Here is a 24,069-nt window from a genome sequence, read left to right as displayed (position 1 = left end):
CTGCCCTGTATCTGTTGGAAACGGGTTTAGGCCCGAACGCGAAACAGGGCCCGTGACGGCGGTCACGCTCACGACGAAAAATGCGGATTTTTATCGACGCGACTTTGCGTAAATTGCCTGCAGCCGCCGTTCGACATTGCGCAAAGCGTCTTTTATAGGCGCGCGCATGGTCTACTCGCTGCTGCGCCCGCTTATCTTCCGTCTCGACGCCGAACAGGCACACGGTGTCGCTCTCGACGCCTTGAAGACGACGCCCAGTTCCCTGTTGGCCAGCCCGCCGCGCCCCGATCCGGCGCTGGCGATCGACGTGGCCGGACTCCGCTTTCCCAACCCTGTCGGCATGGCCGCCGGTTTCGACAAGAACGGCGAAGTACCCGACGCCCTGCTGCGTTGCGGCTTCGGGTTCGCCGAACTGGGCAGCGTCACGCCTTTGCCGCAGGAGGGCAATCCGAAACCTCGCCTGTTCCGGCTTGCCGAAGATCGCGCCGTCATCAACCGCATGGGCTTCAACAACGAAGGGGCCGAGGTGGTGGAGAAGCGTATCATACGCCGCGCAGGCCGCCCCGGCGTGGTCGGGATCAACATCGGCGCGAACAAGGACAGCGACGACCGCGTGGCCGATTACGCCACGATGACGCGGATCATGGCGCCCTATGCCAGCTATCTGGCGGTCAATATCTCCAGCCCGAACACGCCGGGCCTGCGCGCTTTGCAGGACGAGACAGCGCTGACCGGCCTGCTCGATGCCGTGCTGGAAGCGCGTGGCGAAGACGGCCCGCCGGTCTTCCTGAAAGTCGCCCCCGATCTCGAACCGGCGGACGTGGATGCGATCTCGCGCATCGCTATCGACAAGAAGCTCGGCGCGCTGATGGTGTCCAATACCTCGATCACGCGGCCCCCGCTCGCATCGAAGAACCGCGCGGAAGGTGGCGGCTTGTCGGGCGCTCCGATCAAGGCGCTCGCGCTGCAGCGGCTGCGCGATTTTCGCAAGGCGACCGGCGGAGCGATCCCGCTGATCGGCATCGGCGGCATTGCTACGGCAGAAGACGCCTTCGAACGCATCCGCGCCGGGGCCAGCCTGGTGCAGCTCTATTCGGCCATGGTCTACGAAGGACCGGGCATCGCGGCAAAGATCGTGCGCGGGTTGCCCGCCCTTATGGCGCGTGACGGATTTTCATCGATTGCCGAAGCGGTTGGCAGCGAATAGCCTGCGCTCCATGATCCAACGCCTGATTGCCGTTCTCGCCGCGCCGCTCGCCCTTGGCGCCTGCGCGACGCTCCCTTCCGAAACCGGCCCGATCCGCCCTTCGGCAGGCATGGTCAGCGCCGCCGATCCGCAAGCGGCAGAGGCGGGTGTCGCCATGCTGCGCGCAGGCGGCAACGCGACCGATGCGGCCCTTGCCACGATGCTGGCGCTGACCGTGGTAGAGCCACAGTCGAGCGGGATCGGCGGCGGCGGTTTTCTCGTCCTCGACCCCGAAGGCGACGGCGATCCGACCACCTACGATGGCCGCGAAACAGCACCCGCCGCGGCAACGCCCGCGCGATTCCTCGATGCTTCCGGCCAGCCGATGCCGTTCCGCGCCGCGGTCGAAAGCGGGCTCAGCGTCGGCGTTCCGGGCAACGTCGCGCTGGCGGCCAAGGCGCACGCCGAACACGGCGCGCTGCCATGGAAAGACCTGTTCGACCCCGCAATCGCACTGGCCCGCGATGGTTTCGTCATCGGGCCGAAGCTGCGTGACAGTCTTGACCGCTGGCGCTCCGTCGGCGCGATGAGCGCGGATGGACGCGCCCTTTTCTACGGCGCGGATGGAGAGCCGCTGCCCGTCGGGACGAAAGTGCGGAATCCAAAGCTTGCCGCCTTCCTCGAACGGCTTGCCGCCGAAGGACCCGAGGCATTCTATACCGGCAGCAATGCCGACGCGATTGTCACCACGGTCGACACCGCGACTCCCGCAGGCAAGGGCGCGATGACCGTGGCCGACGTCACTTCCTACACGGCGAAGGAGCGTGGCAGCGCCTGCGGCACGTACCGCCTTTACGTCATTTGCGGCATGGGTCCGCCCTCTTCCGGGGCGACGACCGTCTTCGCCATCCTGAAACAGATCGAACGGTTCGACATGGGTGCCTATGGCCCGGAAAGCCCGGTCGCCTGGCACCTGATCGCCGAATCGATGCGCCTCGCCTTTGCCGACCGTGGACGTTGGCTCGCCGACAGCGATTTCATCGACGTGCCGCTGACGGGCCTGATGGATGAAGGCTATCTCGTAAAGCGCGGCCAGCAGATCAGCGCGACCGGCACGATGCCCGACCCGCAGGCAGGGCTGCCGCCCGGCGCAATGGCGATCATGAGCATGGCCGACCCTCAGCCCGAAAACGGCACGTCGCATTTCGTGGCCATCGACGGCGACGGCGGCATCGCATCCTATACCTCTACGGTAGAGAGCGCCTTCGGATCGGGGCTTACCGTCAACGGCTACTACCTCAACAACGAGCTGACCGACTTCAACTTCGCGCCCGGCACGGCGAACAGCGTCGAAGGCGGCAAGCGGCCCCGTTCCTCGATGTCGCCGTCGATCGTCTATGGTCCCGACGGCACGTTCCGCATGGCCGTGGGCGCTGCGGGCGGCTCCACCATCATCGCGCAAGTGGCCAAGGCGCTGATCGCGGTGATCGACTGGGACATGAGCGCACAGGACGCCATCGACCTGCCTGTCATCTTCGCGCCCGGCGATACCGTCTTCGTCGAGGAAGGTACCCCGCTAGTCGCGATGATCCCGGCGCTGAAGGCGCTGGGCCACGCGAACGTGACCACCCGCCCCGGCACGTTCAAGGCCAACGCGGTGGAGCTGGTGGACGGCGCCTATGTCGGCGCGGCGGACCGTCGCAGCGAAGGCGCGGCCGTAGCGCAGTAGCTTGCCGGTAGGGCCAGTAACTTGCCGGTAGGGAACGTGCGCCGTAGAAGCGCATTGACGGAGAGGAAAGGAAGGACACGCCGCATGGCGAAAACCACTGCGGGTGGACCGCATACGGGGCCTCACGGTTTCACCATCGCCGAAATGGACGAGGCGCAGAACCTCGTCTTGATGTTCCTGCATCGCGCCGACACGCTGGGCGATGCCCCTTTTCTCTATGCCAAGAAAGACGGCACCTGGCAGCCTCTGACCTGGTCCGAAGTCGCGCGGCAGGTCACCCTGCTGGCCGAAGCAATGCTGGCTATCGGTCTCAACAAGGGCGACCGCGTCGTGCTGGTCAGCGAGAACCGCCCCGAATGGCTGATCGCAGACCTTGCCATCATGGCCGCAGGGCTGGTCACCGTGCCCGCCTACACCACCAACACCACGGCCGATCACCTGCACGTGCTGGAAAATTCCGGCGCGCGGGCGGCTTTCGTGTCCTCTGCCAAACTGGGCAAGACGCTGCTGCCCGCCGTATTGAACAGCCCGTCGGTCGAACACGTGATCTCGTTCGACACATTGAAGCAGGAGCAAGTCGGCACGGCGCGGTTCCATACCCTGGCCGATCTGCTGACCGGCGATGCCGATGCGGCACGGGCGGCGGTATCCGAACGGATGCAGTCGGTCGGGCGTGAGGATCTTGCCTGCATCATCTACACCAGCGGCACCGGCGGCGCACCGCGCGGCGTGCGCCAGCACCATGGCGCGATCCTGATGAACTGCGCCGGCGCGGGCCGCGTCATTGGCGAGGATTTCGGATGGGAGGAGGAAACCTTCCTCTCCTTCCTGCCGTTAAGCCACGCCTACGAACATACCGGCGGGCAATTCTTCCCGATCTGCCTTGGCGCGAAAATCTACTACTCCGAAGGGCTGGACAAGCTGGCCGGCAATATCGAGGACGTGGGCCCGACCATCATGGTCGTCGTCCCGCGCCTGTTCGAAGTGCTGCGCGCGCGCATCCTCAAACAGCTGGAGAAACAGGGCAAGGCGGCACAGACGCTGGCGACACGCGCGATGGCGCTGGTCGAACGGCAATCGAACGGCAAACGCCGCCCCCTGATCGACGCGATGGAAGACCGCATCCTGAACAAGGTCCTGCGCCCCAAGGTGCGGGCCAAGTTCGGCGGGCGGATCAAGGCGATGGTGTCGGGCGGTGCGCCGCTCAATCCCGAAATCGGCTATTTCTTCACCGGCCTCGGCCTGCCGCTGCTGCAAGGCTACGGCCAGACCGAAAGCGGCCCGGTCATCTCGGTCAGCAGGCCGCAATCGGGGCTGAAGATGGATACCGTCGGCCCGCCGATCCACGGCGCCGAAGTCCGCATTGCCGAGGACGGCGAAATCCTGGCGCGCGGCGAAATGGTCATGCACGGATACTGGCAGAACGCAGCCGAAACCGCGAAAACGCTGGTCGACGGCTGGCTGCACACAGGCGACATCGGCCATTTCGACGAACGCGGGCGGATCAAGATCACCGATCGCAAGAAGGACATGATCGTCAACGACAAGGGCGACAACGTCGCGCCCCAACGGGTCGAGGGCATGCTGACGCTGGAGCCGGAGATCGCACAGGCGATGGTTTCGGGCGACCGAAAGCCCTACATCGTCGGCCTGATCGTGCCCGATGCCGAATGGACCCGCGACTGGGCGCGTGAGAACGGCACCGATACCGACTGGACAAAGCTGAAGGACAATCCCGACTTCAAGGCGGCGATCCGCACGGCCGTGGACCGGGTCAACACCAACCTGTCAGTGATCGAAAAGGTGCGCCGTTTCGAATTCGCGGACGAGCCCTTCACGATCGAGAACCACGAAATGACCCCGTCATTGAAGATCCGGCGTCACAAGATCCGCGATCGTTATGCGGACCGGATCGGGGCGATGTACAAAAGCTGAGGGCCTAGAACCCGAACTTGGTCTGGAACTGCTCCAGCTCGATGCTGAGCAGGGTATAGGCCGCGTCGAGCACTTCCTCGAACGCCTCGGCCTCGACCTTGTCGGCGACCCATTGTTCGATCTTCACGCTGTCGCCGCTGCCCGTGATCGAATCGAAGCGGGCGTGCCAGCGTTCCTTGTTCTGCATCAGCGCGGTGATGACGCCGTGAACCACGAAAGGCCGGCGCACGCCCATTTTCGACCAGGCATCGATCGCCCGCACGACGTTGGACCGCGTACCCTCCTCCCCGGTCTCCGCCTCGGCGAGATCGCGCAGGATGCCAAGCTGTTCGTGTGCCGGAAGCGTCAGGTCGACCTCGTGCCCGGCGGCTTCTGCCACCATCAGCGTTTCGCAGATGATCTCGTCACTGCGGGCGTAGAGGTTCATGCAGCGGCCCCGCCAGCTGCAGATTTCGTCCCAATGCGGTCCGTTTCCGCCGGTTTCGGGCACCGGCTGTCCCGTGATAGCGCTCAATGGATCTCCGCCGACTGGTCTTCGATCCAGTCAGGATAGAATCCAGGACGGCGCTTTGACCAGCCCGGAGCGCATGCGGCGGCCTCGCTGATCGAGTGAAGCAGGACCTTGCGCCGTTCTGGCACAATCTGGGGCAGCGCGGAGGCGGCGCAGAACGCCGCGGGAAGCCAGGGGCGCACTTCGGGGCCAAGCAAACGCTCATAAAGGAAGCGGTAGGCCGCGAATCCGTTGATGCATCCTTCGCACAGGTCGGCGACGGTCAGCGCGATGAGACGGCCCATGAACCGCTCCATCTTCTCTCCGCTGCGCATGTCGGGAAGCGCGGTGCGAAGCGTGCGAAGCTGCTGGTAGGCCAGCATCTGGCGGCGGATCGAGGCGGCCTCGTCCGGATCGCGCGCCCAGCGGGCCAGCGCGTCGGCGCGGGCCAGACCGATGTCGAGCCCTCTTCGGATATAACGCTGCTCCGCCGGGTCGAACTCGGCAAATTCGCGCAGTTCCGCGATCGCCAGAGATGCCGTGTCGAGCTGCGCCATGATCCTTCCTTCTCGTCCTGCGCCGTTCCTGCCGCGAAAACTGCGGCGGGGTTCGGCAAGATTGCGCGGGACAGGGTTAGGATCGGGTTAAGGCGGCTGGCGATTTTTGCACTGCCGGCCGCCCCGGAAATTCAGATCAACCCGGCAAGCGGGCTCGACGGATCGGCGTATTTGCGCGTCGCCATCCGGCCAGCGCGATAGGCGGCGCGGCCTGCTTCGACCGACAGCTTCATCGCGTGGGCCATCAGGACCGGGTCCTTCGCCTCGGCAATCGCGGTGTTCATCAGCACGCCTTCGCAGCCCAGTTCCATGGCGACCGCCGCATCGGACGCGGTGCCGACACCGGCGTCGACGAGCACGGGAACGCCCGCGCCTTCGACGATCAGACGGATCGTGACGCGGTTCTGAATGCCAAGGCCCGAACCGATCGGCGCGCCCAGCGGCATGATCGCGACGGCGCCTGCGTCTTCGAGCTGCTTGGCCGCGATGGGATCGTCGGCGCAATAGACCATCGGCTTGAACCCGTCGTTTGCCAGCACTTCGGTCGCGCGCAGCGTTTCGATCATATTGGGGTAGAGCGTCTTCGCCTCGCCCAGCACTTCCAGCTTGACCAGGTCCCAGCCGCCCGCCTCACGCGCAAGGCGCAAGGTGCGGATCGCGTCTTCGGCGGTGAAGCAGCCCGCCGTGTTGGGCAGGTAGGTGATCTTCTTCGGGTCGATATAGTCGGTCAGCATCGGTGCCTTGGGGTCCGACACGTTGACGCGGCGGACCGCCACGGTGACGATTTCCGCGCCGCTGGCCGCGACCGCGGCGGCGTTCTGTTCGAAGTCCTTGTACTTGCCCGTGCCCACGATCAGGCGCGAACGGAAGGTCTGACCAGCCACCGACCAGGTATCGTCATTTGCAACGCTCACGTCACCACCTCCCACGAAATGCACGATCTCCAGCTTGTCACCTTGTGCAAGGCCCACGCCTTCCAGCGTCGAGCGCGGGACGATGTCGCCGTTCCGCTCCACCGCGACTTTCGCCGGGTCGAGTTCGAGCAGGCGGGCAAGGTCCGCGATCGAACTGCCGTGGGGAATGCGGCGGGATTCGCCATTGACGATGATGGATATCTGTTCGGACATGCAGGCGACATAGCCGCTTTGCCCCGCGCTTCAAGCTTCGCCATCGATATGCACCGCGCCCCGACGCGGATTTGCGACGGGATCAGAACGCGTGCGCGCGCAAGTTCATGATGTGCGCGGCGGCCACGAAGGCGACGCCCGCGATGGTTAAGGAGGCTTCCGACACGCCGTGCGGAACGACAAGCGCCGAACCCATCAGCAAAAGTCCAAACCCGCCGACGGCCAGCGGCATCATCCGGCCATGGCGCAAAACGCCGACCCCGATCGTCGCCGCGCCGACCAGAATCGCAAGGCCCAGGCCGAATTCGTGGATTTCAGGCGCCAGCAGCCACTGCCCGCCCAGTCCGAGCAAACCGACCAGCAGGATGCTGGCCACGCAGTGCACGGCGCAAAGCCCGGACAGGGCGATTCCCATCCGGTCCAGCTTCAGGCGCGTTGCATAGCTTGGTCGTTCCATGCGGCGCATGTATGTAATATTGTATCATTACACAAGCAGAATCCGCGCTGGCCCCTTGCGCTTTGCGGCAAAGCGAAGCAGATGCGGGGCCGAAAAGATGAAAACGGCTCCTGTATATCCCCCCGATTCCGTGCGCTATGGCAGCGAAAGACCGCTGGCCCTGTCGCATTGGCTGACATTCGTGGCGGCGCTCGTCATCCTGATGATCGCGGTCGGCGGGATCACCCGCCTGACCGAATCGGGATTGTCCATCACCGAGTGGAAGCCTGTGACCGGGGCAATTCCACCGCTGAGCGAAAGCGCGTGGCAGGCCGAGTTCGACGCTTACAAGCAGATCCCCGAATATATCGAGGTGAACGGCCCCGCCGGGATGACTCTGGCGGAATACAAGTTCATCTATTTCTGGGAATGGTTTCACCGCCTGCTGGGCCGCCTGATCGGACTGGCCTTTGCCCTGCCGCTGGCGTGGTTCTGGTTTCGCGGCGCGATCCCGGCCGGATACAAGCCGCGCCTTCTTGCGCTTCTGGCGCTGGGCGGGCTGCAGGGCGTGTTCGGGTGGATGATGGTGCGTTCGGGCGTCGGTACCGAGGCGATGATCGACATGCGGACTGACGTTTCGCACTACTGGCTGTCGATCCACCTGATGACCGCGCTGTTCACGCTGGGCGGGCTGGTCTGGACCGCGTTCGATTTGCGCAACTGGGCGCGCAGCGATCCGCATGCGGGGCTTTCGCGCTTCAGCATTGTCGTCCTGGCCCTGCTCGCGGTGCAATTGCTTTACGGTGCGTGGATGGCCGGGCTCGATGCGGGCTACGTCGCGGGCGGCGGGATCATCAATTCCTGGCCCTTGATGCAGGGCCAGTTCTTCCCCGAGGGGATCGACTGGTCGCGCGGAGTGCTGCACGCCTTTACCGCCGATCCGTACCTCGTCCACTTCATCCATCGCTGGTGGGCATGGGTGGCCGTGGCCGGACTGATCGTCATGGGACGCCGCCTTCGGGCCAAGCATCGCCACATCTCGATCTTCATTCATGCCGCCTTCGGCACACAGATCCTGCTGGGCATCGCCACGGTCTGGTCGGGCATGGAAATCTGGGTCGCCGTCGCCCATCAGGTCGTCGGCGCGCTCGTTCTGGTCACCGCGGTCTGGGGCGCCCATGCGCTGGGCTTTCGCGACAGGATGCCGGGCAGCGTGCTGAAATGAGCGGGGCGGCGCTGATCTGGGCTCCTTTCGAGGACGAGGACAGCGCAGCCAAAGTCGCCGACGCGCTGCTCGACGAAGGGCTTATCGCCTGCTGCAACATGATCCCGGTAAAGTCGCGTTTCGTCTGGCAGGGCGAACGTGGCGAGGGCGAGGAAGTAGGCGCACTGTTCAAGACACGGGCCGACCTGCTCCACCGCGCGGTCGCCCGGCTTGAGGAACTGCACCCCTACGACACCCCGGCGGTCTCTGGCTGGACCTGTCAGGCCGCGGGCGGCGAAACGCTCGCCTGGCTCGCCGGAATCGGGCCGATGCTCAGGGAAAGCTGAACGGGCAAACGCGGCACGGTATTATTTTACCGCGCCCGAAAGCCCCCGATTTGCTTGACTTGCGGCAATGATGCGGACAAAAGCGCGCCAACTCGCCGCGGCAGCCCCGTGGCGATTCTCTTTTTTCAACGTAAGGAACTGAAAGCCATGAAGGCGCTCAGCACCCAGACCCGGTCGATCAAGCCGGCCGAGGTCGAAAAGAACTGGCACATCATCGACGCCGACGGTCTCGTCGTCGGTCGTCTGGCGGTTATCATCGCCAATCACCTGCGCGGCAAGCACAAGCCGAGCTACACCCCCCACGTCGATTGCGGCGACCATGTCGTCGTCATCAATGCGGACAAGGTGAAGTTCACCGGCAACAAGACGCAGAACAAGAAGTATTACAAGCACACCGGCTATGCCGGCGGCATCAAGGAAACGACCCCGGCGAAGATCCTCGAAGGTCGCTTCCCCGAGCGCGTTCTGGAAAAGGCCGTTGAGCGTATGGTCCCGCGCGGCCCGCTCGGCCGTCAGCAGATGAAGGCTCTCCACCTCTACGCCGGCACCGAACACCCGCACGACGGTCAGAAGCCCGCCGTGCTCGATGTCGCCGCCCGCAATCGCAAGAACAAGGTTGGTGCATAATGGCCGACAACGAAGTTAAGGATCTGTCCGATCTCGCCGAGCTGACCGAAGGCACCGAGATCGAGAACACCGAAGCCCAGGTTCCCGCCACGCCGCTGCGTGAACAGGAACTCGACAAGTTGGGCCGCGCCTATGCGACCGGCCGCCGCAAGGACGCCATCGCACGCGTCTGGATCAAGCCCGGTTCGGGCAAGATCACCATAAACGGCCGCGACCAGGAAGTGTACTTTGCACGTCCCACGCTGCGCCTCGTCATCGACCAGCCTTTCGCGATCACCGATCGCCAGGGTCAGTACGACGTCGTCGCCACCGTCAAGGGTGGTGGCCTCTCGGGTCAGGCCGGCGCCGTAAAGCACGGCATCTCGCAGGCCCTGTCGAAGTACGAACCGGCCCTGCGCGGCACCGTCAAGGCAGCCGGCTTCCTCACCCGCGACAGCCGCGTGGTCGAGCGTAAGAAGTACGGCCGTGCGAAGGCACGTCGCAGCTTCCAGTTCTCGAAGCGTTGACGCCTCGCAAACATATCTCGAAAAAGGGCCGTATTCGTACGGCCCTTTTTTTTGGGCCGCATTCTCTTGCAAGAGTTCCGCCTGACACATGCGTTTCCTGACCAGATCGAGATCCGCTGCGCCTGCCCGGATTGCCGGCTTCGAATATGCCGAAGATCCCAGGATAGATCGCATGGTGTTCATCTGAGGCCTTCACCGCACTGAGCGGCGCTGGCCGACATGCGTGACGAGGATTGCCACGTGCTGCGCTATGAAGACCTGTGCGAAGATGCCGATGCCGCCATCGCCGAAAGCGGCATCGACGCGCATCTGCAGCGCCGAGCCGAACCCATCGCGATCGAGGATCGCTCTGCGTCCTTCCGCAATTCCAACGCCCGCTATTTCGATCTGCATGAAGGCACCCGCTATGGCCGCGGGGCCTGGGACGCCTTCGGCTACAGCGTGTAACCCGATCTAACCACTTCAAATCGTGCGCTTGCTGATGCATCTTCCCCCGGTTCGTATCGGGGGAGTTGGTGGATGGGCAATTTGCATTTTCTCGGGCTTGCGGCGGCTGCACTTGCGGTATCGCCCGCCAACGCCGGAACAACCGCCCTTGTCGGCGCGACCGCCATCGACGGGACCGGCACCGCGATAGAGGACAGCGTGATCCTCGTCGACGATAGCAAGATCACATGCATCGGCACGGCGGAGGACTGCAAAGTCCCGAAAAAGGCCGAGGTCGTGCAATTGGCCGGACGTTACGTGACACCGGGCCTTGTCGACGCGCATGTCCACTTCGCCCAGACCGGATGGATGGACGGGCGGCCCGACGGGCTGAACGCGCCGGACATCTACCCCTATCCCGAAACGATGGCCGCCCTGCGCGCCGATCCGGGACGCTGGCACCGTGCCTATCTGTGTTCAGGTGTCACCTCGGTCTTCGACGTGGGTGGCGCGGACTGGACCGTCACGGGTGAACAGGCGAGCGATAGCGACAGACCCGATCGTGCCCGCGTCCGCGCAGCCGGCCCGCTGATTACCCATGCCAGCGAATACAACGAGAATTACGTCGCAGGCGGACACCCGGAACTGGCGCCTTTCCTGCCCTTCGGCACCGATGACGAGGTAAGATCGGGCATCGCACACCTCAAGACCATCGGTTCGCGCGCGGTGAAGGTCTGGTTTCTGAAGCCCAAGCCCGAACGGCGTGAGGAGCTGGAAGCCCGGCTCATGCTGACGGGGCAGCTGGCCAGGGAAGCCGGCCTGCCGCTCATCGTTCATGCCACCGGCCTTGATGAGGCAAAGGCCGCCTTGCGCGCTGGCGCTGCCATTCTGGTGCACAGTGTCGACGACAAGCCGGTCGATACCGAGTTCCTCGACCTGCTTAGGGCGAACGATACCGTCTACACGCCCACCATCGTCGTAGGCGAAGGCTGGCTGCGCGCGATGGCCGCGGTCGGGACCGGTGCTGCTTACGAGCTCGACGATCCCGGAAAGTGCGTTGACGAGGCGATCATCGAACGCATCAACGCGCCCGAACGGCTGAAACCGCGGGCCGCGCGGCTCACGCCAGAGTGGGTCGTGAACAGGGCGCTATCCATCGGAAGGGAGCAGGCGATCATGACGCACAACTTGCGCGCCGTGCGTGATGCCGGCGGGCGGATCGCGCTCGGGACCGACGCGGGCAACCCGCTCACCCTGCACGGCCCTTCGGTCAACTGGGAACTGGAAGCGATGCAGGCTGCCGGAATGACGCCCCCAGAAGTGATCGAGGCCGCGACGATTGCAGGGGCGAGGGCCATGGGCGTCGATGACGAGACCGGTTCGCTGACCGTTGGGAAGTCCGCCGACCTGCTGGTCATGCCCGACGATCCGCGCAAGGACGTCGCCGCTTTTCGCATGATCAGCCACGTCATGCGCCAGGGTACCTTGTACGAACAGCACGAATTGCAAGTGCGCTGAACCTTGCGCGTCAGTCGCGGTCGGAAAAGCCGATCTCGATGTGCGATCCGTCGCAGAACGGCTTGTTCCCACTCGCCCCGCAGCGGCACAGCGCCATGCGGTTTCGCGGCTCGTAAGCCTCTCCGTCCGCACCGGTAAGCGGCACGCCGCCCTCTACATAGAGGGGGCCGGAACATTGCTCTGCCGGGTCTTGCGTGGTGGAGATGCGCTTCTCTCGCCGGTCCTCGACGATCTGATCGGATGACGCGTCCACCGCGACCAGTCGGCCCGAAGGACAGCACGAAACCTGCTTCAGGAATATCTCCGCGACCTCTTCGTCGTCGGTCTGCTCCACCTCTTTCCACACGGTCTGGTACGTGTCGCAGAACCGCGCCGACGCGCAGAGGTCTTCCTTGTCGAGCAAATGATAGCGGGGGCCTTCCAACTTCTCCGCCTTGGCAACAAACCCGTCGCGATCAGCCGTTTCCGTGCCGTCGAAATCCGCATCTTCGTGGCTGTTGTCGCAGAACGGCTTGTTTGCGCTGCGCCCGCAGCGGCACAAGTAATAGTTCGGCTCTGCATCGTATTCGCCCGTCCGTTTCCAGTCGAGCGATGCGCCGTCGGGACCGGTTTCGATCGTCTGCCGATGGAGAGGCACCGATGCGCTGACCTCGTAAGGGCCGTCTTCGGTGATCTTGATGCCGTTTTCGTCTGCCATGCCCGGTAAACCGACCGGCAGGGCAAGCGGTTCCGGTCAGGGAATGTCCGAAAGAATGAAATTGTTGCCTGCCCCCTTCCGCGCCGACACGGTGTCCACCGCCAAGGGCGGCAAATCCGCCTCGATCACCTTTTCCGCGCACTCTGCCGGATTCCTATAGTCTAGCTTCAGAGGGCGGAGATCATAGCGCCACCATTCGCTTTTAAGCAGGAGCGCGATCGTCTCCGGTGGGAACCGGTAGCGCAGGATCTTTGCCGGAGTTCCGCATACGATGGCATAGGCGGGCACGTCCCTAGTCACGACGGCGCGCGCCGCGATCACCGCCCCATCGCCGATGGTAACACCTAGCGAGATGAACGCACCTTCGCCGATCCAGACGTCGTTTCCGATCCGGATCGGGCCGTTCTTGCCCCGGCCTGCTTTCTGAACGACGGCATCGATATATTCATCGTCGTTGAAACCGCCGCGATTGCCGTGGCTGAAGGGATGCGTCGTAAAAAGATTCACCGGATGTTCCGGAAGGCCGCTGACGAGATTCGCAGCGATTGAACAAAACCGGCCGATCGAGGTGTTCCTTATCTTCCCCGGCCCCGTCGCATATGTGTAAGCGCCAAGCGCAACATCGCCGTGCATGAGGAGATGCCGCACGTTGAGCGGCGTCTCGGCATGCAAGAGAGCGAGACGAGAATTCAGCCTGACCTTTGCACCGCGATCAATCAGTTGTTGCTCGATCTCGCTGGCAGGCCTCATCACTTGGGAATCACTCACGCGTCGTCCTCATTCCTCTTCGCCGCGCCCTTGAACCCTTGCGCGATCACGTACCATTCCGAACTGCCCTTGCGGCTGGCGGGGGGCTTGGCGTGTTTCACGGTTCGGAAATTCTTCTTAAGGATGTCGAGCAGGGCCTTGTCGGTTCCGCCGGCAAAGACCTTGGCCACGAAATCGCCGCCCGGCGCCAGTGTCTGCACCGCGAAATCGACGGCCAGTTCCACCAGCCCCATCGTGCGCAAGTGGTCGGTCTGCTTGTGGCCAACGGTGTTGGCGGCCATGTCGGACAGGACAAGATCGGGGGCCTGGCCCAGCGCTTCCATCAGGGCATCGGGCGCGGCGTCGTCCATGAAGTCCATCTTGAAGATCGTCACACCCGGCAACGGATCGACGTCGAGCAGGTCGATGCCGACGATTTTCGCCTGCGGACGCTGTTCGGACACCACCTGGCTCCACCCGCCCGGCGCGATGCCCAGGTCGACCACCGCGTTCGCCTTTTTCAGAAGAGCGAATTTCTCGTCCAGTTCCTTCAGCTTATAAGCCGCGCGGCTGCGATAGCCGTCGGCCTTGGCCTGCACGACGTAGGGATCGTTCAGCTGACGCGCCAGCCAGCGCGCCGACGATGCCGTGCGCTTCTTGTTGCTTTTCAGCTTCTGGCGGTCCTGACCCGATCTGCTCATGCCGGGCCTCTTACAGCGGTTTTTCACGCTGGGCGAGAGCGCGTGGCTGATCCAGCCTCGCCCCGCCCATCAGGGATCGCAAGATACCTTCGCGAATCCCGCGATCGGCCACGCCAAGGCGAGCGGCGGGCCAGAGGTCGAGGATCGTCTCCAGGATCGCACAGCCCGCGACGACAAGCTCGGCCCGGTCGCGCCCGATGCAAGGCAGCGCCTGCCGTTCGGCGGGCGAGATATGCGACAGGCTCTTGGCGATGTCGCGCATGGCCGTCGCCTCCACGATCAGCCCGTCGACCGCGCGGCGGTCGTATTGCGGCAGGCCGAGATGCAGGCTGGCCAGCGTAGTGACGGTGCCGCTGGTGCCCAGCAGGCGCAGGCCATCTTTCCCGCCTTGCGAGCGGAAAGGCGTCAGGCGGTTGGAGAAGTCGGCAAAAGACTGATGTACCGTGCGGCGCATCCTGCGATAGCGGTCGAGGCGATGCACGTCGGTTTCCTCGTCCGCGCTAGCGGGGAAACTCTCGGTCAGCGAAACGACGCCCCAGGGCACCGATTGCCAGTCCACGATGCGCGGCACCGCCTTGCCGGTTTCGATCAGGACCAGCTCGGTCGAACCGCCGCCGATGTCGAAGATCATCGCCGGGCCTTCGCCGCGCTCCAGCAGGACGTGACAGCCCAGAACGGCGAGCCGCGCTTCTTCCTGCGCGCTGATCACGTCGAGCACGATGCCGGTTTCGCTCCGGACACGCTCGATGAAATCGTCGCCGTTCGAGGCACGGCGGCACGCCTCTGTCGCGACGGATCGGGCCAGATGGACGTTACGGCGCTTCAACTTGTCGGAACAGACGTGGAGCGCGGACAGTGCGCGATCCATCGCCTCGTCCGACAGGCGGCCGGTCTGCGCCAGCCCTTCGCCCAGCCGCACGACGCGGCTGAACGCATCGATCACGACGAAGTTTTCGCCTGACGGCCGTGCGATGAGAAGACGGCAATTGTTGGTGCCAAGGTCGATCGCGGCATAGGCCTGCCGCGACGGGCGGCCCTGCGGCGCGCCATTCGGTGCAGGCTTGGCATTGCGTTGCGGGTCGTTCCCGCGCGCAGATCTGCCTCGCCCGTCCCGGTTGTACGAGTGCCTGTCCGGCGCGCTCTTGGCAGATGGGGGCCTCTTTGCCCCTTCCGATCCCGGATCGTGCGGCCCATCCTCGGCCTGCCGATCCCCGTCCTGCGTTGCCGGCGGGTCAAGATCCGCCATGCTGTATTTCCAAATCCAAAATCAATGAACTGCGCCGCCGACCAGTGGCCGTGCGCAGCGAACCTGGAACCCATGCTAACGACGGGCGGTTAATGTGACAAGTTCGCGGCCCGAAACCATGCAAGACTCGCCTTGACGCAGGCGGGAGATGCGAATATTGGGCGCCCCTCGGCGGCCATTTGGCTGCCCGTTGCCCCGTCGTCTAATGGTAAGACTACGGTTTCTGATTCCGTCTATCGAGGTTCGAATCCTCGCGGGGCATCCATCCTCTCGCCATCATCGAACGCCTTGTCCCTCAGGCCGCGACGCTTTCGAGTCGTGCGCGGATGTTGCGCAGCACGCGGCGTGAAATCTGGCGTTGTTTTTCGCGGTCCAGCGGATGGTCGGGATCGAATCGCGACTTGTCGCTGTCGGCGAAAACGTATCGGGCGACGATCGCGCGCTCCATGGCCAGATCGCGTTCCAGCACGTCCAGTTCATCCGGGTGCAGCGTGCCCGGCATCGTTTCCCGGCTGCGCACCGTTGCCCTTGCCTGGTCACGCGCGGCGCGTTCGCGCATCATCGCTTCGTAGTCGTCTAGCATGTCATCCAGCGTACGGTGCGCGATGCGGGCCGACGTCTCTGCCTCGACCCTTGCGCTTGCACTCTCATCCTCGATCTCGAAGCCGGGGCCGTCTTCGCCTTCGCCCATCATCGCCTCGAGAGAGACGGTACGCGCACCGACCCGCTTTGCACTGTCGCGCGAATCGAGGCGGACGCGGTGGCGCAGGGCCTGGAGTTCGCAGCGCAGTTGCCAGTTCACGAACGTCGTAAACAGCGCGCGGGCCGGATCGTATTCGCAGATCGCGCGATGCACGCCGATGGCGCAGGCCTGCCGCGCGTCTTCGGCCATGTCGAGAAGGCCGTAGACGCGGGTGAAGTGCCGGATGCGCGGTGCGATGAGGTGCATGATACGGTCAAAATGTGCGTCGATGGCATGCAATATGCGCGGCCCCTGCGGACCGCTACGCAAGGCGAGGATCGCGGCGACTTCGTGTTCCAGGGCCTGTGTCGTGCGCGACATGATCCCGATCCCTCCATCTGCGGAAGGCCGATGCCTCCCCGGGAGGAACAGGGTTAACGACGCGCCCATCAACAGCGCCCGCAAGCGCGGCTAGGCAATTGCACTTAGGCGGGAATGTTCAGGCGGGGTCGGATCAGGAAAGCAAGACGTCGAGCGTGTGGATCACAACGCCGACAAGCCCGCCGACGAGCGTGCCGTTAATGCGGATGAACTGCAGGTCGCGCCCAACCGCGCCTTCGACCCGCTGAGTTATCGTCGTCGCATCCCAGCGTTTCACGGTTTCGGAGACGAGCCGCACGAGCTGATCGCCATAACGGTTGGCGATGCCGACGGCGCTGCGGCGTGCGAAGCGGTTGATCTGTATCTGCAGGCGCGTATCGTCGCGCAGGGCCTGGCCCAGTTCCGAAATCGCCCCGCCAAGCTGACCGGCCAGCGCGGCATCGGGATTGCGGGCCATGTCGATGAGGCCGCGCCGCATCCTTTCCCAAACGCTTTGCCACCAGACGCCGACGGCGGGGCTGGACAGGATCTCGTGCTTCATCCCTTCGACACGATCACGCATTTCGGGATCGTGGACGAGATCGTGGGCCAGTTTCTCCAGCCCTTCCTCGATCTTGGCGCGGACCGGATGATCGGGGTTCACCAGCATTTCGGCCAGCATCCGGTAAAGCCCGTCGAGCACCGAATTGGCCAGCCGTTCGTCCAGCCCCGTCCAGCGCAGCAAGGCATTGGCACGTTCGTGGATCATGGTCCGCACCATCGGCTCGTTCGCCTCCAGCGTGAGACCGGCCCAGCGGATCGTCGAATCGACCAGCGGCAAGTGCTTTCCATCGGCGATGGCGGTGGTCAGGACATTGCCCAGAAGCGGTGCGACATCCAGCTTGTCGAGCTGGTTCTTGAGGCCCGAGCGGACCTGTTCGCCCAGCCTTTCGGGGTCGAGCGATTCGAGGATTTCGGCAAACAGTTCTGCCGCCCCTGCCCGGACTCCGCCACCGCCATGTTCGGGCGCAGCCAGATAGTCGCCGATGCCGCGAGCGATGTTCATCCCGGCCATGCGGCGGGCCACGACCTGGGGCGTGAGGAAATTGGTCCGCAGGAAGCCCGCCATGGTGTCGGCGATGCGGTCCTTGTTGGTCGGGATGATCGCGGTGTGCGGGATCGGGATGCCCAGCGGATGCCGGAACAGCGCCGTGACCGCGAACCAGTCCGCTAGCGCGCCGACCATCGCGGCCTCGGAAAAGGCCATGACGTAACCGACCGACGGGTGCATCCCGGCATACTGGCGCGAGACGAGGAAAACGGCCGCCATGAGGACGAGCAGACCCGTCGCCACCCTGCGCATGGTGCGGGCCCGGTCGGGCATCTCGCCCGTGCCGGGCGCGAGGTCTTCTCTGCCGGTCAAACCGGGCGCGTCTTGCGCATTATTCCGCCGGGGCGGGGCGATTGCCTCCGCCCAGTGCATCGTCGCGCAACCCGTGTTCGTCGCCGGGGCGATAAGTCAGGAACCAGTGGCGCAGCTTGGGACCGACGCGCTTTTCGAACCCGTCCGCGATGGAGAAGCCGGCCGGCACGATGACCAGCGTCAGGATCGTCGACAAAATCAGACCGCCGATCACGACCGTGCCCATCGGCGCGCGGAATGCGCCGTCACCGCTTAGCGAAAGGGCCGTCGGGATCATGCCCGCGGCCATGGCCACGGTGGTCATCACGATCGGCTGGGCACGCTTATGCCCGGCATCGATGATCGCTTCCTTCTTCGGCACGCCGGCTTCCATCTCCTCGATCGCGAAGTCGATCAGCAGGATCGAGTTCTTGGCGACGATACCCAAAAGCATCAACAGCCCGATATAGACCGGCATGGAGATGATGCCGAGGTTCCTGTCGAACAGCCCCAGAAAGGCGAGCAACAACAGCCCGCCGAGCGGCGCGAGCAGGATCGAGGTCATGTTCACCAGCGGCGAGATTACGCGCTTGTAGAGCAGGACCAGCACCGCAAAGACGAGGAAGATGCCGGTGATGACCGCATACATGAAGTTGGTCACCATCTCCTGCTGCCACTCGTCATCGCCGACCGGCGGGGTCGATACGCCCGTCGGCAGGTTCTGCATCGTGGGCAGCTTGTTGATCTCCGCCATCACGTTGCCCTTCACCTGACCGTCAGCCATGTCGGCACCGACGAGGATGCGGCGGGACAGGTTGAAACGCTGGATCTGGGTCGGACCGGCACCGAAGCTGACATCGGCGACACGGCCCAGCGGAACCGAAGCGCCATTGGCGGTCGGGATCGGCAGGTTCTCGATCGTGGAGATGTCCTGACGCGATTTCTTGGCAAGGATCACCCGGATCGGGATCTGACGGTCGGACAGCGAGAACTTGGCCGCGTTCTGATCGATCTCGCCGATAGTGGCGATGCGGATCGCCTGGCTGAGCGAGGCGGTGGTCACGCCAAGCTGCGCCATGAGATCCGGGCGCGGCGTGATGACGAGTTCGGGGCGCTGAAGATCGGCGTCGATACGCGGGGCGATGAGCGAATCGAGCCCGCGCATTTCGTTGACCAGCTGGTTGGCGACTTCCTCAAGCTGATCCGAATCCGAACCCGAAAGCATGATGGTGATGTCGCGGCCCGTGCCGAAGCCGCCCGACTGCGAAGCGAAGCTTACGCGGGCATCGGGAATCTCCTGCAGCAGCGGGGTCAGGCGATTTTCGAACTCGATGCTCGTCGTGTCTCGGTCGTCCTTGAGCGCGATATAGAGATTGCCGTTGCCTTCGTAGACCGACATCAGCGCGCGTTCGACTTCGGGCTGCTGGTAAAGCAGGTCCGAAATGCTGTCGGCGACGGCCACGGTCTGATCCAGCGTGGTGCCCGGCGTCATTTCGATCCGGACCTGGCTGGTGTCCTGATCGGATTCGGGCTGGAACTGCTGCGGCAGGGAAACGAGCAGGATCGCGGTCAGGACGAGAGCCGCGACGCCGCCGACGAACGCCCAGAAACGGTGATCGAACAGGCGGGCAAAAGCGCGGTGGCCGAAAGCGCGAAGCCGCGCCATCGCGCCGCCGCCGCCGCGCGTTGCCCGTACGATGACTGCGATGAGCAGGCTGATGCCGAACAACGCACCGCCCGCGATGGCCGCTGCGATAAGCGTTCCGCCAAGAACCTTGCCGGCCGTGACAAGCCCCTCGCCCACGGTGTCGCCATATTCGGCCGTGGCCAGTCCGAAGCTTGCACCGATGGCGAAGACGAAAACGGCCAGCACGAAGGCGGGCACGAACATCTCGATATCGCGGGCCGGACGGGCCTTGCGGTCCTCGGCCTTGGTTTCGTCCAGCATATAGGGGAGCAGGCGCATGTAGAGGTCCATCATGCGGCCCCCGCCATGTTCGGCATGCCCCTTTGCACGCAGGAAGTAAGCCGCGACCATGGGCGTTATCATGCGCGCGACGGCAAGGCTGGTCAGCACCGCAGCAACGACGGTCAGGCCGAAGTTCTTGAAGAACTGGCCCGAAATGCCCGGCATCAGGCCGACCGGCAGGAAGACGGCGACGATGCACATCGTGGTCGCGACGACCGCCAGGCCGATTTCGTCGGCAGCGTCGATGGATGCCTGATAAGCCGATTTGCCCATGCGCATGTGGCGCACGATGTTCTCGATCTCGACGATGGCGTCATCGACCAGCACACCCGCGACAAGGCTGAGCGCGAGTAGCGACAGCGTGTTCAGCGAAAATCCCATGAGGTCCATGAAGAAGAACGTCGGGATTGCCGAAAGCGGGATGGCGATGGCGCTGATGATCGTGGCGCGCCAATCGCGCAGGAAGAAGAACACGACGATGATCGCCAGCAGCGCCCCTTCGACGAGCGCCTCTATCGAGCTTTTGTACTGGTCCTTGGTGTAGGTGACCGAGGTGAAAAGCCGGTTGATGTGAATGCCCGGATTCTCTTCCTTGATCTTCTCCAGCTCGGCCACCGCGTCGTCGTAGACCGACACTTCCGATGCGCCCTTCGCCCGTTCCAGGCTGAAAGTGACGACCTGCCGTCCCTTGAGCTTGGCGATGCGGGTCTGTTCGGAATAGCTGTCGGTGACGGTCGCGATGTCCTTCAACCGGATGATGCGCCCGCCTGACAGGTTGATGCGGGTTTCGCCCAGCCGGAAGGCGTCGTCGGCATTGCCCAGGACGCGGACAGACTGTCGCGCACCGGCGATTTCTGCCTGGCCGCCCGCGGCATCGACGTTGACCTGGCGCAGCACGGCGTTGACCTGTGCCGCCGTGACGCCAAGCGACATCATCTTGGCCGGGTCGAGCACGACGCGGATTTCGCGGTCGACGCCGCCATTGCGGCTGACCGAGGCCATGCCTTCGATCGAAAGCAGGCGCTTGGCGACGGTGTCGTCGACGAACCAGCTAAGCTGTTCCATCGTCATGTCGTCGGCGGCGATCGCGAAGTAGGCGATCGGGCCGCCCGCGATATCGACCTTCGACACCTGCGGTTCGAGAATGCCGTCGGGCAGGTCGCTGCGGATCTGGTCGATCGTGTTGCGGACCTCGTTCGTGGCCTCGTTCGGATCGATGCCCAGTTCGAACTGCACGAACGTGTTGCTGGAACCTTCGCGCGCGGTCGACTGGATTTCGTCCACGCCGTTGATTGATCGGACCGCGGCCTCGACCTTCTGGGTGATCTGGGTGTTGATCTCGCTCGGCGCGGCGCCGGGCTGCGAGATGCGGACGTTCACACCGGGGAAATCGACGTCGGGATTGTTGTTCACGTCCATCCGCGCAAACGAGAACATCCCGGCGAACAGCAGAGCGGTGAACAGGACGATCGGAACGATCGGGTTGCGGATCGACCAGGCGGACAGGTTGCGGAAGTTCATGGGTCCGGCCCCTTACGTTCCGGGCTTGGAAAGGCTTGGCTTTACCTTGTCGCCTTCGAACAGGAAGCCGCCTGCGCGCAGGACGACCTTCTCGTTCCCGGTCAGGCCCTCGACGATGGTGATGCCCGCATCGGTGACGAGGCCCGTCTTGACGTTGCGCCGCTGAACCTTGTTGTCCTTGTCGACGATATAGACGAACGAGCCGCTGTCGTCGTTCTGGATCGCCGATTCCGGCAGCATCGGGGCATCGACCCCGCCGGTGCCGATTTCCGCCGTGGCAAACCCGCCGGGGCGCAAGGCGCGGTCATAGTCGAGCGCGATGCGCGCTTCGCCCTGACGCGATCCTTCGTCGATGGTCGGCGAAAGCTGCCAGATCTGGCCGGTGAAGGTCTTGTCCGAGCCGACGGGCTTCACTTGCGCAGTCGCGCCAACGGCAAGACGCGAAAGCTCACTTTCACCGACAAGCGCGGCCAGTTCCATCTCGCCGCCACGGGCGATCAGGAACAGCGGGCCCGAACCGGCCGAGACGACCTGCGCCTGCTCCACGTTGCGTTCGAGAACGAAGCCGCCGGCAGGGGCGACGATGTTGAGCCGCGCATTGCGGGCGCGCAGTTCGCCCAGTTGCGCTTCGGCCACGCGGACACGGGCGCGGGCGGCATCACGAGTCGCGGTCAGGCGGTCGACATCGGCCTTGGAAATGAAACCACGGTCGACCAGCTGCAGCGCGCGATCGAGATTGCTCTGCGCCAGTTCGGCATCGGCGCGGGCGACTTCGACTTGTGCGGCCTGGGCCTGCACCTGCTGGCTTTGTACCGAGCGTTCGATGACGGCCAGAACCTGTCCGGCGCGGACCCAGTCGCCCTCATCCACGCGGATGTCCGTGATCTGACCGCCCTCGCCCACGACGCCCACCGGCATCGGACGGCGCGCGGCCAGCGTGCCACTGGCGTTGATTTCGCCCAGCACGGTCTCGCTGCCCGGCACGATCACGGTCACGGCGGGAACCTGTTCGCCGTCGTTTCCGGTCAGCGCCGCGTCGTCCGTCCCGCTCATCATCAGGAACAGCGCGATGATGACGACCAGCGCACCGGCCACCAGGGCAGCGATCACGATCTGCTTGCGGCGACGTTCGCGCGCGGGCGTATCGTCCACACTGTCCGCATAGGGATCGACGTTCGCAGGCTCTACCGGGCCGCTGTTGGACATGGAATCGTACTTCATAAGCCAGGCCGGACGGCGGTCTCCATCATCGTCGTCATCGATACGAACGACGCTGTATTACTCGTATAAGTCACCTTCGGCAATAGGCATAGTCGACTTGCCGAAAAGAAGGCGGACAAACGAGAACCGGCCCGCCGAGATGGCAGGCCGGTAATCATTTCATATGATATTTGTTACAACCGTACGTCCGCGCATACAACTCGCGCGGGCAGGTCGTTGTACCTTTTTCTAGCGAACGCGTCCGCGCTGCACCATGTTGACGATGCCAAGCAGGATGACGGCACCGACAAGCGCGCTGATGAACCAGAGCAGCCAGTTCGCGCCGCCGGCAATGCCGAGCAGGCCCAGTACGAACTTGCCGATCAGGGCACCGATCACGCCGACGATGATGTTCCAGAAGATACCCATCGAGGCATCACGGTTCATCACCATGCTGGCCAGCCAGCCGGCGATACCGCCCACGATAATTGCAAGAATCCAATCCAACGCATCCTCCTCATTCTCTGAATGAGGGGAAAACGCCCCGGATCAGAACCGGTTCCACGCTGATTTTGGTTAACACCGTTCAGGCCCCGACGACCGGTGCGTCAGTACTTCATCTGCCGTTCGTAGAGGTCGCGGTAATGCTGGATGCGCGTGACGCGCAGGCCCTTCATTCCAGACCGTTCCACCGCGCGCTGCCACGAAGCGAATTCCTCGAGAGTCAGGTCGTAACGCTTGCACGCATCTTCGATGGTCAGCAGCCCGCCGTTCACGGCCGCCACCACTTCCGCCTTGCGGCGAACGACCCAGCGTTTGGTCGACGCGGGCGGCAAGTCGTCCAGCGTCAGAGGCTCGCCAAGCGGGCCGATTACCATCGCAGGTTTGATGTCCTGGTTCTCGATCATCTAGGTCCTCAAACGTTCCCTTCAGACGACGGCGAGGCCTTGGGGGTGACCTCTTCGTCCGAGCCGACTTCGGCGCCATGTTCCGTCGTATGTGACGGATTCTTACAATCAGAAGACTTAGGATTACGTAAACGCGGCCCCGCGCCCGTTACCTGCTGCGAAAGGGCGGCAAGGTCTTCGGGCAGGAAACGGCGTTCGGCCATGTCGCCGTGGACGCCGACGCCTGCGGCCAGCGCGAACAGCATTTCCGCCGCGTGCGGGTCGAAGCTTCCTTCGGTAATGAGTGAGGCAAGCCCGCGGCGGTCCATTCCGTCTTCAAGGGAAGATCGCAGATCGCGCTCCGCTTGCAGTCTGGATAGCAGGGCATGCCAGTCGATCCGCCGGGTTTCCCCGCGGTGATCTTCCGTTGCCCCGTCCATTGGCAGATTGGGAAGATTCTCGAACATGACGCGGATCATGCATCGCGCTTGGTCAAGAAAGCCTAAACGCACACTTCATAAACCATTAGGGATAATGCTTAATCCTTTGCAGGCCCGGCGCCGCCTTTT

The 24,069-nt window shown here is 64.0% G+C and carries 24 protein-coding genes and 1 tRNA gene; 10 read left to right on the top strand and 15 right to left on the bottom strand.

What is annotated here, in order from left to right; translation table 11 throughout:
• Positions 1-166: 166 nt before the first annotated feature.
• From FAX90_RS09360 to FAX90_RS09350, 3 genes are all read left to right on the top strand, one after another.
• Positions 167-1,207: a quinone-dependent dihydroorotate dehydrogenase gene (locus FAX90_RS09360; protein WP_170234926.1), complete on the top strand. Its 1,041-nt coding sequence runs from the start codon at positions 167-169 to the stop codon at positions 1,205-1,207.
• Between the two features lie 10 nt (positions 1,208-1,217).
• Entirely contained in the window at positions 1,218-2,915 is a 1,698-nt protein-coding gene (gene ggt / locus FAX90_RS09355; protein ID WP_205700660.1) for a gamma-glutamyltransferase, read from the top strand.
• An 84-nt stretch (positions 2,916-2,999) separates the two neighbouring features.
• Positions 3,000-4,850 carry an AMP-dependent synthetase/ligase gene (locus FAX90_RS09350; RefSeq protein WP_144097122.1) on the top strand — a complete coding sequence of 617 codons (1,851 nt, stop codon included), beginning with the start codon at positions 3,000-3,002 and terminating at the stop codon, positions 4,848-4,850.
• 4 nt (positions 4,851-4,854) lie between these two features.
• On the opposite strand, the gene FAX90_RS09345 is transcribed toward FAX90_RS09350, so the two are convergent.
• The 4 genes from FAX90_RS09345 to FAX90_RS09330 form a co-directional block, all read right to left on the bottom strand.
• A complete protein-coding gene (locus tag FAX90_RS09345; protein ID WP_144097121.1) occupies positions 4,855-5,364 on the bottom strand; it encodes a hypothetical protein in 510 nt (169 codons plus the stop codon).
• Positions 5,361-5,897 (bottom strand): hypothetical protein, encoded by a 537-nt coding sequence (locus tag FAX90_RS09340; protein ID WP_144097120.1) that lies wholly within the window; start codon positions 5,895-5,897, stop codon positions 5,361-5,363. The genes FAX90_RS09345 and FAX90_RS09340 overlap by 4 nt, the downstream gene beginning before the upstream one ends.
• Before the next feature lie 131 nt (positions 5,898-6,028).
• Positions 6,029-7,024 (bottom strand): sulfur carrier protein ThiS, encoded by a 996-nt coding sequence (gene thiS, locus FAX90_RS09335; RefSeq protein WP_144097119.1) that lies wholly within the window; start codon positions 7,022-7,024, stop codon positions 6,029-6,031.
• A gap of 82 nt (positions 7,025-7,106) precedes the next feature.
• Positions 7,107-7,481 (bottom strand): MerC domain-containing protein, encoded by a 375-nt coding sequence (locus tag FAX90_RS09330; RefSeq protein ID WP_144097118.1) that lies wholly within the window; start codon positions 7,479-7,481, stop codon positions 7,107-7,109.
• Between the two features lie 97 nt (positions 7,482-7,578).
• Between FAX90_RS09330 and FAX90_RS09325 the strand changes: the two genes are divergently transcribed.
• The 6 genes from FAX90_RS09325 (at position 7,579) to FAX90_RS09300 (ending at position 12,088) form a co-directional block, all read left to right on the top strand.
• Complete coding sequence (locus tag FAX90_RS09325; RefSeq protein WP_144097117.1) at positions 7,579-8,685, top strand: COX15/CtaA family protein; 1,107 nt, start codon at positions 7,579-7,581, stop codon at positions 8,683-8,685.
• Entirely contained in the window at positions 8,682-9,011 is a 330-nt protein-coding gene (gene cutA / locus FAX90_RS09320; RefSeq protein WP_144097116.1) for a divalent-cation tolerance protein CutA, read from the top strand. The genes FAX90_RS09325 and cutA overlap by 4 nt, the downstream gene beginning before the upstream one ends.
• Positions 9,012-9,158: 147 nt before the next feature.
• Positions 9,159-9,638, top strand: coding sequence for a 50S ribosomal protein L13 (gene rplM / locus FAX90_RS09315; protein ID WP_144097115.1), 480 nt, complete (start codon positions 9,159-9,161; stop codon positions 9,636-9,638).
• Positions 9,638-10,144: a 30S ribosomal protein S9 gene (rpsI, locus tag FAX90_RS09310; protein ID WP_144097114.1), complete on the top strand. Its 507-nt coding sequence runs from the start codon at positions 9,638-9,640 to the stop codon at positions 10,142-10,144. Before rplM ends, rpsI begins: the two co-directional genes overlap by 1 nt.
• A 219-nt stretch (positions 10,145-10,363) precedes the next feature.
• A complete protein-coding gene (locus FAX90_RS09305) occupies positions 10,364-10,591 on the top strand; it encodes a hypothetical protein (RefSeq protein ID WP_144097113.1) in 228 nt (75 codons plus the stop codon).
• Positions 10,592-10,663: 72 nt separating this feature from the next.
• Positions 10,664-12,088: an amidohydrolase family protein gene (locus FAX90_RS09300; RefSeq protein WP_144097112.1), complete on the top strand. Its 1,425-nt coding sequence runs from the start codon at positions 10,664-10,666 to the stop codon at positions 12,086-12,088.
• Positions 12,089-12,098: 10 nt separating this feature from the next.
• Here the strand turns inward: FAX90_RS09300 and FAX90_RS09295 are convergent, their stop codons facing one another.
• The 4 genes from FAX90_RS09295 to FAX90_RS09280 are packed head-to-tail and all read right to left on the bottom strand — an operon-like array spanning position 12,099 to position 15,479.
• Positions 12,099-12,785: a CDGSH iron-sulfur domain-containing protein gene (locus FAX90_RS09295; protein ID WP_144097111.1), complete on the bottom strand. Its 687-nt coding sequence runs from the start codon at positions 12,783-12,785 to the stop codon at positions 12,099-12,101.
• A gap of 36 nt (positions 12,786-12,821) precedes the next feature.
• Positions 12,822-13,553: a CatB-related O-acetyltransferase gene (locus FAX90_RS09290; RefSeq protein WP_240704820.1), complete on the bottom strand. Its 732-nt coding sequence runs from the start codon at positions 13,551-13,553 to the stop codon at positions 12,822-12,824.
• Positions 13,550-14,233, bottom strand: coding sequence for an RlmE family RNA methyltransferase (locus FAX90_RS09285; RefSeq protein WP_144097110.1), 684 nt, complete (start codon positions 14,231-14,233; stop codon positions 13,550-13,552). Before FAX90_RS09285 ends, FAX90_RS09290 begins: the two co-directional genes overlap by 4 nt.
• A 10-nt stretch (positions 14,234-14,243) precedes the next feature.
• Positions 14,244-15,479, bottom strand: a complete 1,236-nt coding sequence (locus FAX90_RS09280; protein ID WP_144097109.1) for a Ppx/GppA phosphatase family protein — start codon at positions 15,477-15,479, stop codon at positions 14,244-14,246.
• 191 nt (positions 15,480-15,670) lie between these two features.
• Here FAX90_RS09280 and FAX90_RS09275 point away from each other — a divergent pair.
• Positions 15,671-15,744: transfer RNA gene (locus FAX90_RS09275), tRNA-Gln, on the top strand.
• 30 nt (positions 15,745-15,774) lie between these two features.
• On the opposite strand, the gene FAX90_RS09270 is transcribed toward FAX90_RS09275, so the two are convergent.
• The 7 genes from FAX90_RS09270 to FAX90_RS09240 all read right to left on the bottom strand — a co-directional run bounded on the left by FAX90_RS09270 (position 15,775) and on the right by FAX90_RS09240 (position 23,979).
• Entirely contained in the window at positions 15,775-16,542 is a 768-nt protein-coding gene (locus tag FAX90_RS09270) for a sigma-70 family RNA polymerase sigma factor (protein WP_144097108.1), read from the bottom strand.
• A 133-nt stretch (positions 16,543-16,675) separates the two neighbouring features.
• Entirely contained in the window at positions 16,676-17,884 is a 1,209-nt protein-coding gene (locus tag FAX90_RS09265; protein WP_144097387.1) for a DUF445 domain-containing protein, read from the bottom strand.
• 79 nt (positions 17,885-17,963) lie between these two features.
• Positions 17,964-21,413, bottom strand: coding sequence for an efflux RND transporter permease subunit (locus tag FAX90_RS09260; protein ID WP_144097107.1), 3,450 nt, complete (start codon positions 21,411-21,413; stop codon positions 17,964-17,966).
• A gap of 12 nt (positions 21,414-21,425) precedes the next feature.
• Positions 21,426-22,634 carry an efflux RND transporter periplasmic adaptor subunit gene (locus tag FAX90_RS09255; RefSeq protein ID WP_144097106.1) on the bottom strand — a complete coding sequence of 403 codons (1,209 nt, stop codon included), beginning with the start codon at positions 22,632-22,634 and terminating at the stop codon, positions 21,426-21,428.
• 228 nt (positions 22,635-22,862) lie between these two features.
• Positions 22,863-23,120 (bottom strand): GlsB/YeaQ/YmgE family stress response membrane protein, encoded by a 258-nt coding sequence (locus tag FAX90_RS09250; RefSeq protein ID WP_144097105.1) that lies wholly within the window; start codon positions 23,118-23,120, stop codon positions 22,863-22,865.
• Positions 23,121-23,221: 101 nt separating this feature from the next.
• Complete coding sequence (sciP, locus tag FAX90_RS09245; protein WP_144097104.1) at positions 23,222-23,521, bottom strand: CtrA inhibitor SciP; 300 nt, start codon at positions 23,519-23,521, stop codon at positions 23,222-23,224.
• 8 nt (positions 23,522-23,529) lie between these two features.
• Positions 23,530-23,979 (bottom strand): hypothetical protein, encoded by a 450-nt coding sequence (locus tag FAX90_RS09240; protein ID WP_144097103.1) that lies wholly within the window; start codon positions 23,977-23,979, stop codon positions 23,530-23,532.
• Between the last annotated feature and the right edge of the window lie 90 nt (positions 23,980-24,069).

It is taken from the genome of Croceicoccus sediminis (assembly GCF_007570835.1).
Taxonomy (GTDB): Bacteria; Pseudomonadota; Alphaproteobacteria; order Sphingomonadales; family Sphingomonadaceae; genus Croceicoccus; species Croceicoccus sediminis.
Note: the sequence above shows the minus strand (reverse complement) of the source record. Positions and strands in the feature narration are given on the sequence as shown.

Coding starts and splice junctions, on each gene's coding strand:
- FAX90_RS09360 (WP_170234926.1), top strand. CDS start 167: ATGGTCTACTCGCTGCTGCGCCCGCTTATCTTCCGTCTCGACGCCGAA.
- ggt (WP_205700660.1), top strand. CDS start 1,218: ATGATCCAACGCCTGATTGCCGTTCTCGCCGCGCCGCTCGCCCTTGGC.
- FAX90_RS09350 (WP_144097122.1), top strand. CDS start 3,000: ATGGCGAAAACCACTGCGGGTGGACCGCATACGGGGCCTCACGGTTTC.
- FAX90_RS09340 (WP_144097120.1), bottom strand. CDS start 5,897: ATGGCGCAGCTCGACACGGCATCTCTGGCGATCGCGGAACTGCGCGAA.
- thiS (WP_144097119.1), bottom strand. CDS start 7,024: ATGTCCGAACAGATATCCATCATCGTCAATGGCGAATCCCGCCGCATT.
- FAX90_RS09330 (WP_144097118.1), bottom strand. CDS start 7,481: ATGGAACGACCAAGCTATGCAACGCGCCTGAAGCTGGACCGGATGGGA.
- FAX90_RS09325 (WP_144097117.1), top strand. CDS start 7,579: ATGAAAACGGCTCCTGTATATCCCCCCGATTCCGTGCGCTATGGCAGC.
- cutA (WP_144097116.1), top strand. CDS start 8,682: ATGAGCGGGGCGGCGCTGATCTGGGCTCCTTTCGAGGACGAGGACAGC.
- rplM (WP_144097115.1), top strand. CDS start 9,159: ATGAAGGCGCTCAGCACCCAGACCCGGTCGATCAAGCCGGCCGAGGTC.
- rpsI (WP_144097114.1), top strand. CDS start 9,638: ATGGCCGACAACGAAGTTAAGGATCTGTCCGATCTCGCCGAGCTGACC.
- FAX90_RS09305 (WP_144097113.1), top strand. CDS start 10,364: ATGCGTGACGAGGATTGCCACGTGCTGCGCTATGAAGACCTGTGCGAA.
- FAX90_RS09300 (WP_144097112.1), top strand. CDS start 10,664: ATGGGCAATTTGCATTTTCTCGGGCTTGCGGCGGCTGCACTTGCGGTA.
- FAX90_RS09295 (WP_144097111.1), bottom strand. CDS start 12,785: ATGGCAGACGAAAACGGCATCAAGATCACCGAAGACGGCCCTTACGAG.
- FAX90_RS09285 (WP_144097110.1), bottom strand. CDS start 14,233: ATGAGCAGATCGGGTCAGGACCGCCAGAAGCTGAAAAGCAACAAGAAG.
- FAX90_RS09280 (WP_144097109.1), bottom strand. CDS start 15,479: ATGGCGGATCTTGACCCGCCGGCAACGCAGGACGGGGATCGGCAGGCC.
- FAX90_RS09270 (WP_144097108.1), bottom strand. CDS start 16,542: ATGTCGCGCACGACACAGGCCCTGGAACACGAAGTCGCCGCGATCCTC.
- FAX90_RS09265 (WP_144097387.1), bottom strand. CDS start 17,884: ATGCGCAGGGTGGCGACGGGTCTGCTCGTCCTCATGGCGGCCGTTTTC.
- FAX90_RS09260 (WP_144097107.1), bottom strand. CDS start 21,413: ATGAACTTCCGCAACCTGTCCGCCTGGTCGATCCGCAACCCGATCGTT.
- FAX90_RS09255 (WP_144097106.1), bottom strand. CDS start 22,634: ATGAAGTACGATTCCATGTCCAACAGCGGCCCGGTAGAGCCTGCGAAC.
- sciP (WP_144097104.1), bottom strand. CDS start 23,521: ATGATCGAGAACCAGGACATCAAACCTGCGATGGTAATCGGCCCGCTT.
- FAX90_RS09240 (WP_144097103.1), bottom strand. CDS start 23,979: ATGATCCGCGTCATGTTCGAGAATCTTCCCAATCTGCCAATGGACGGG.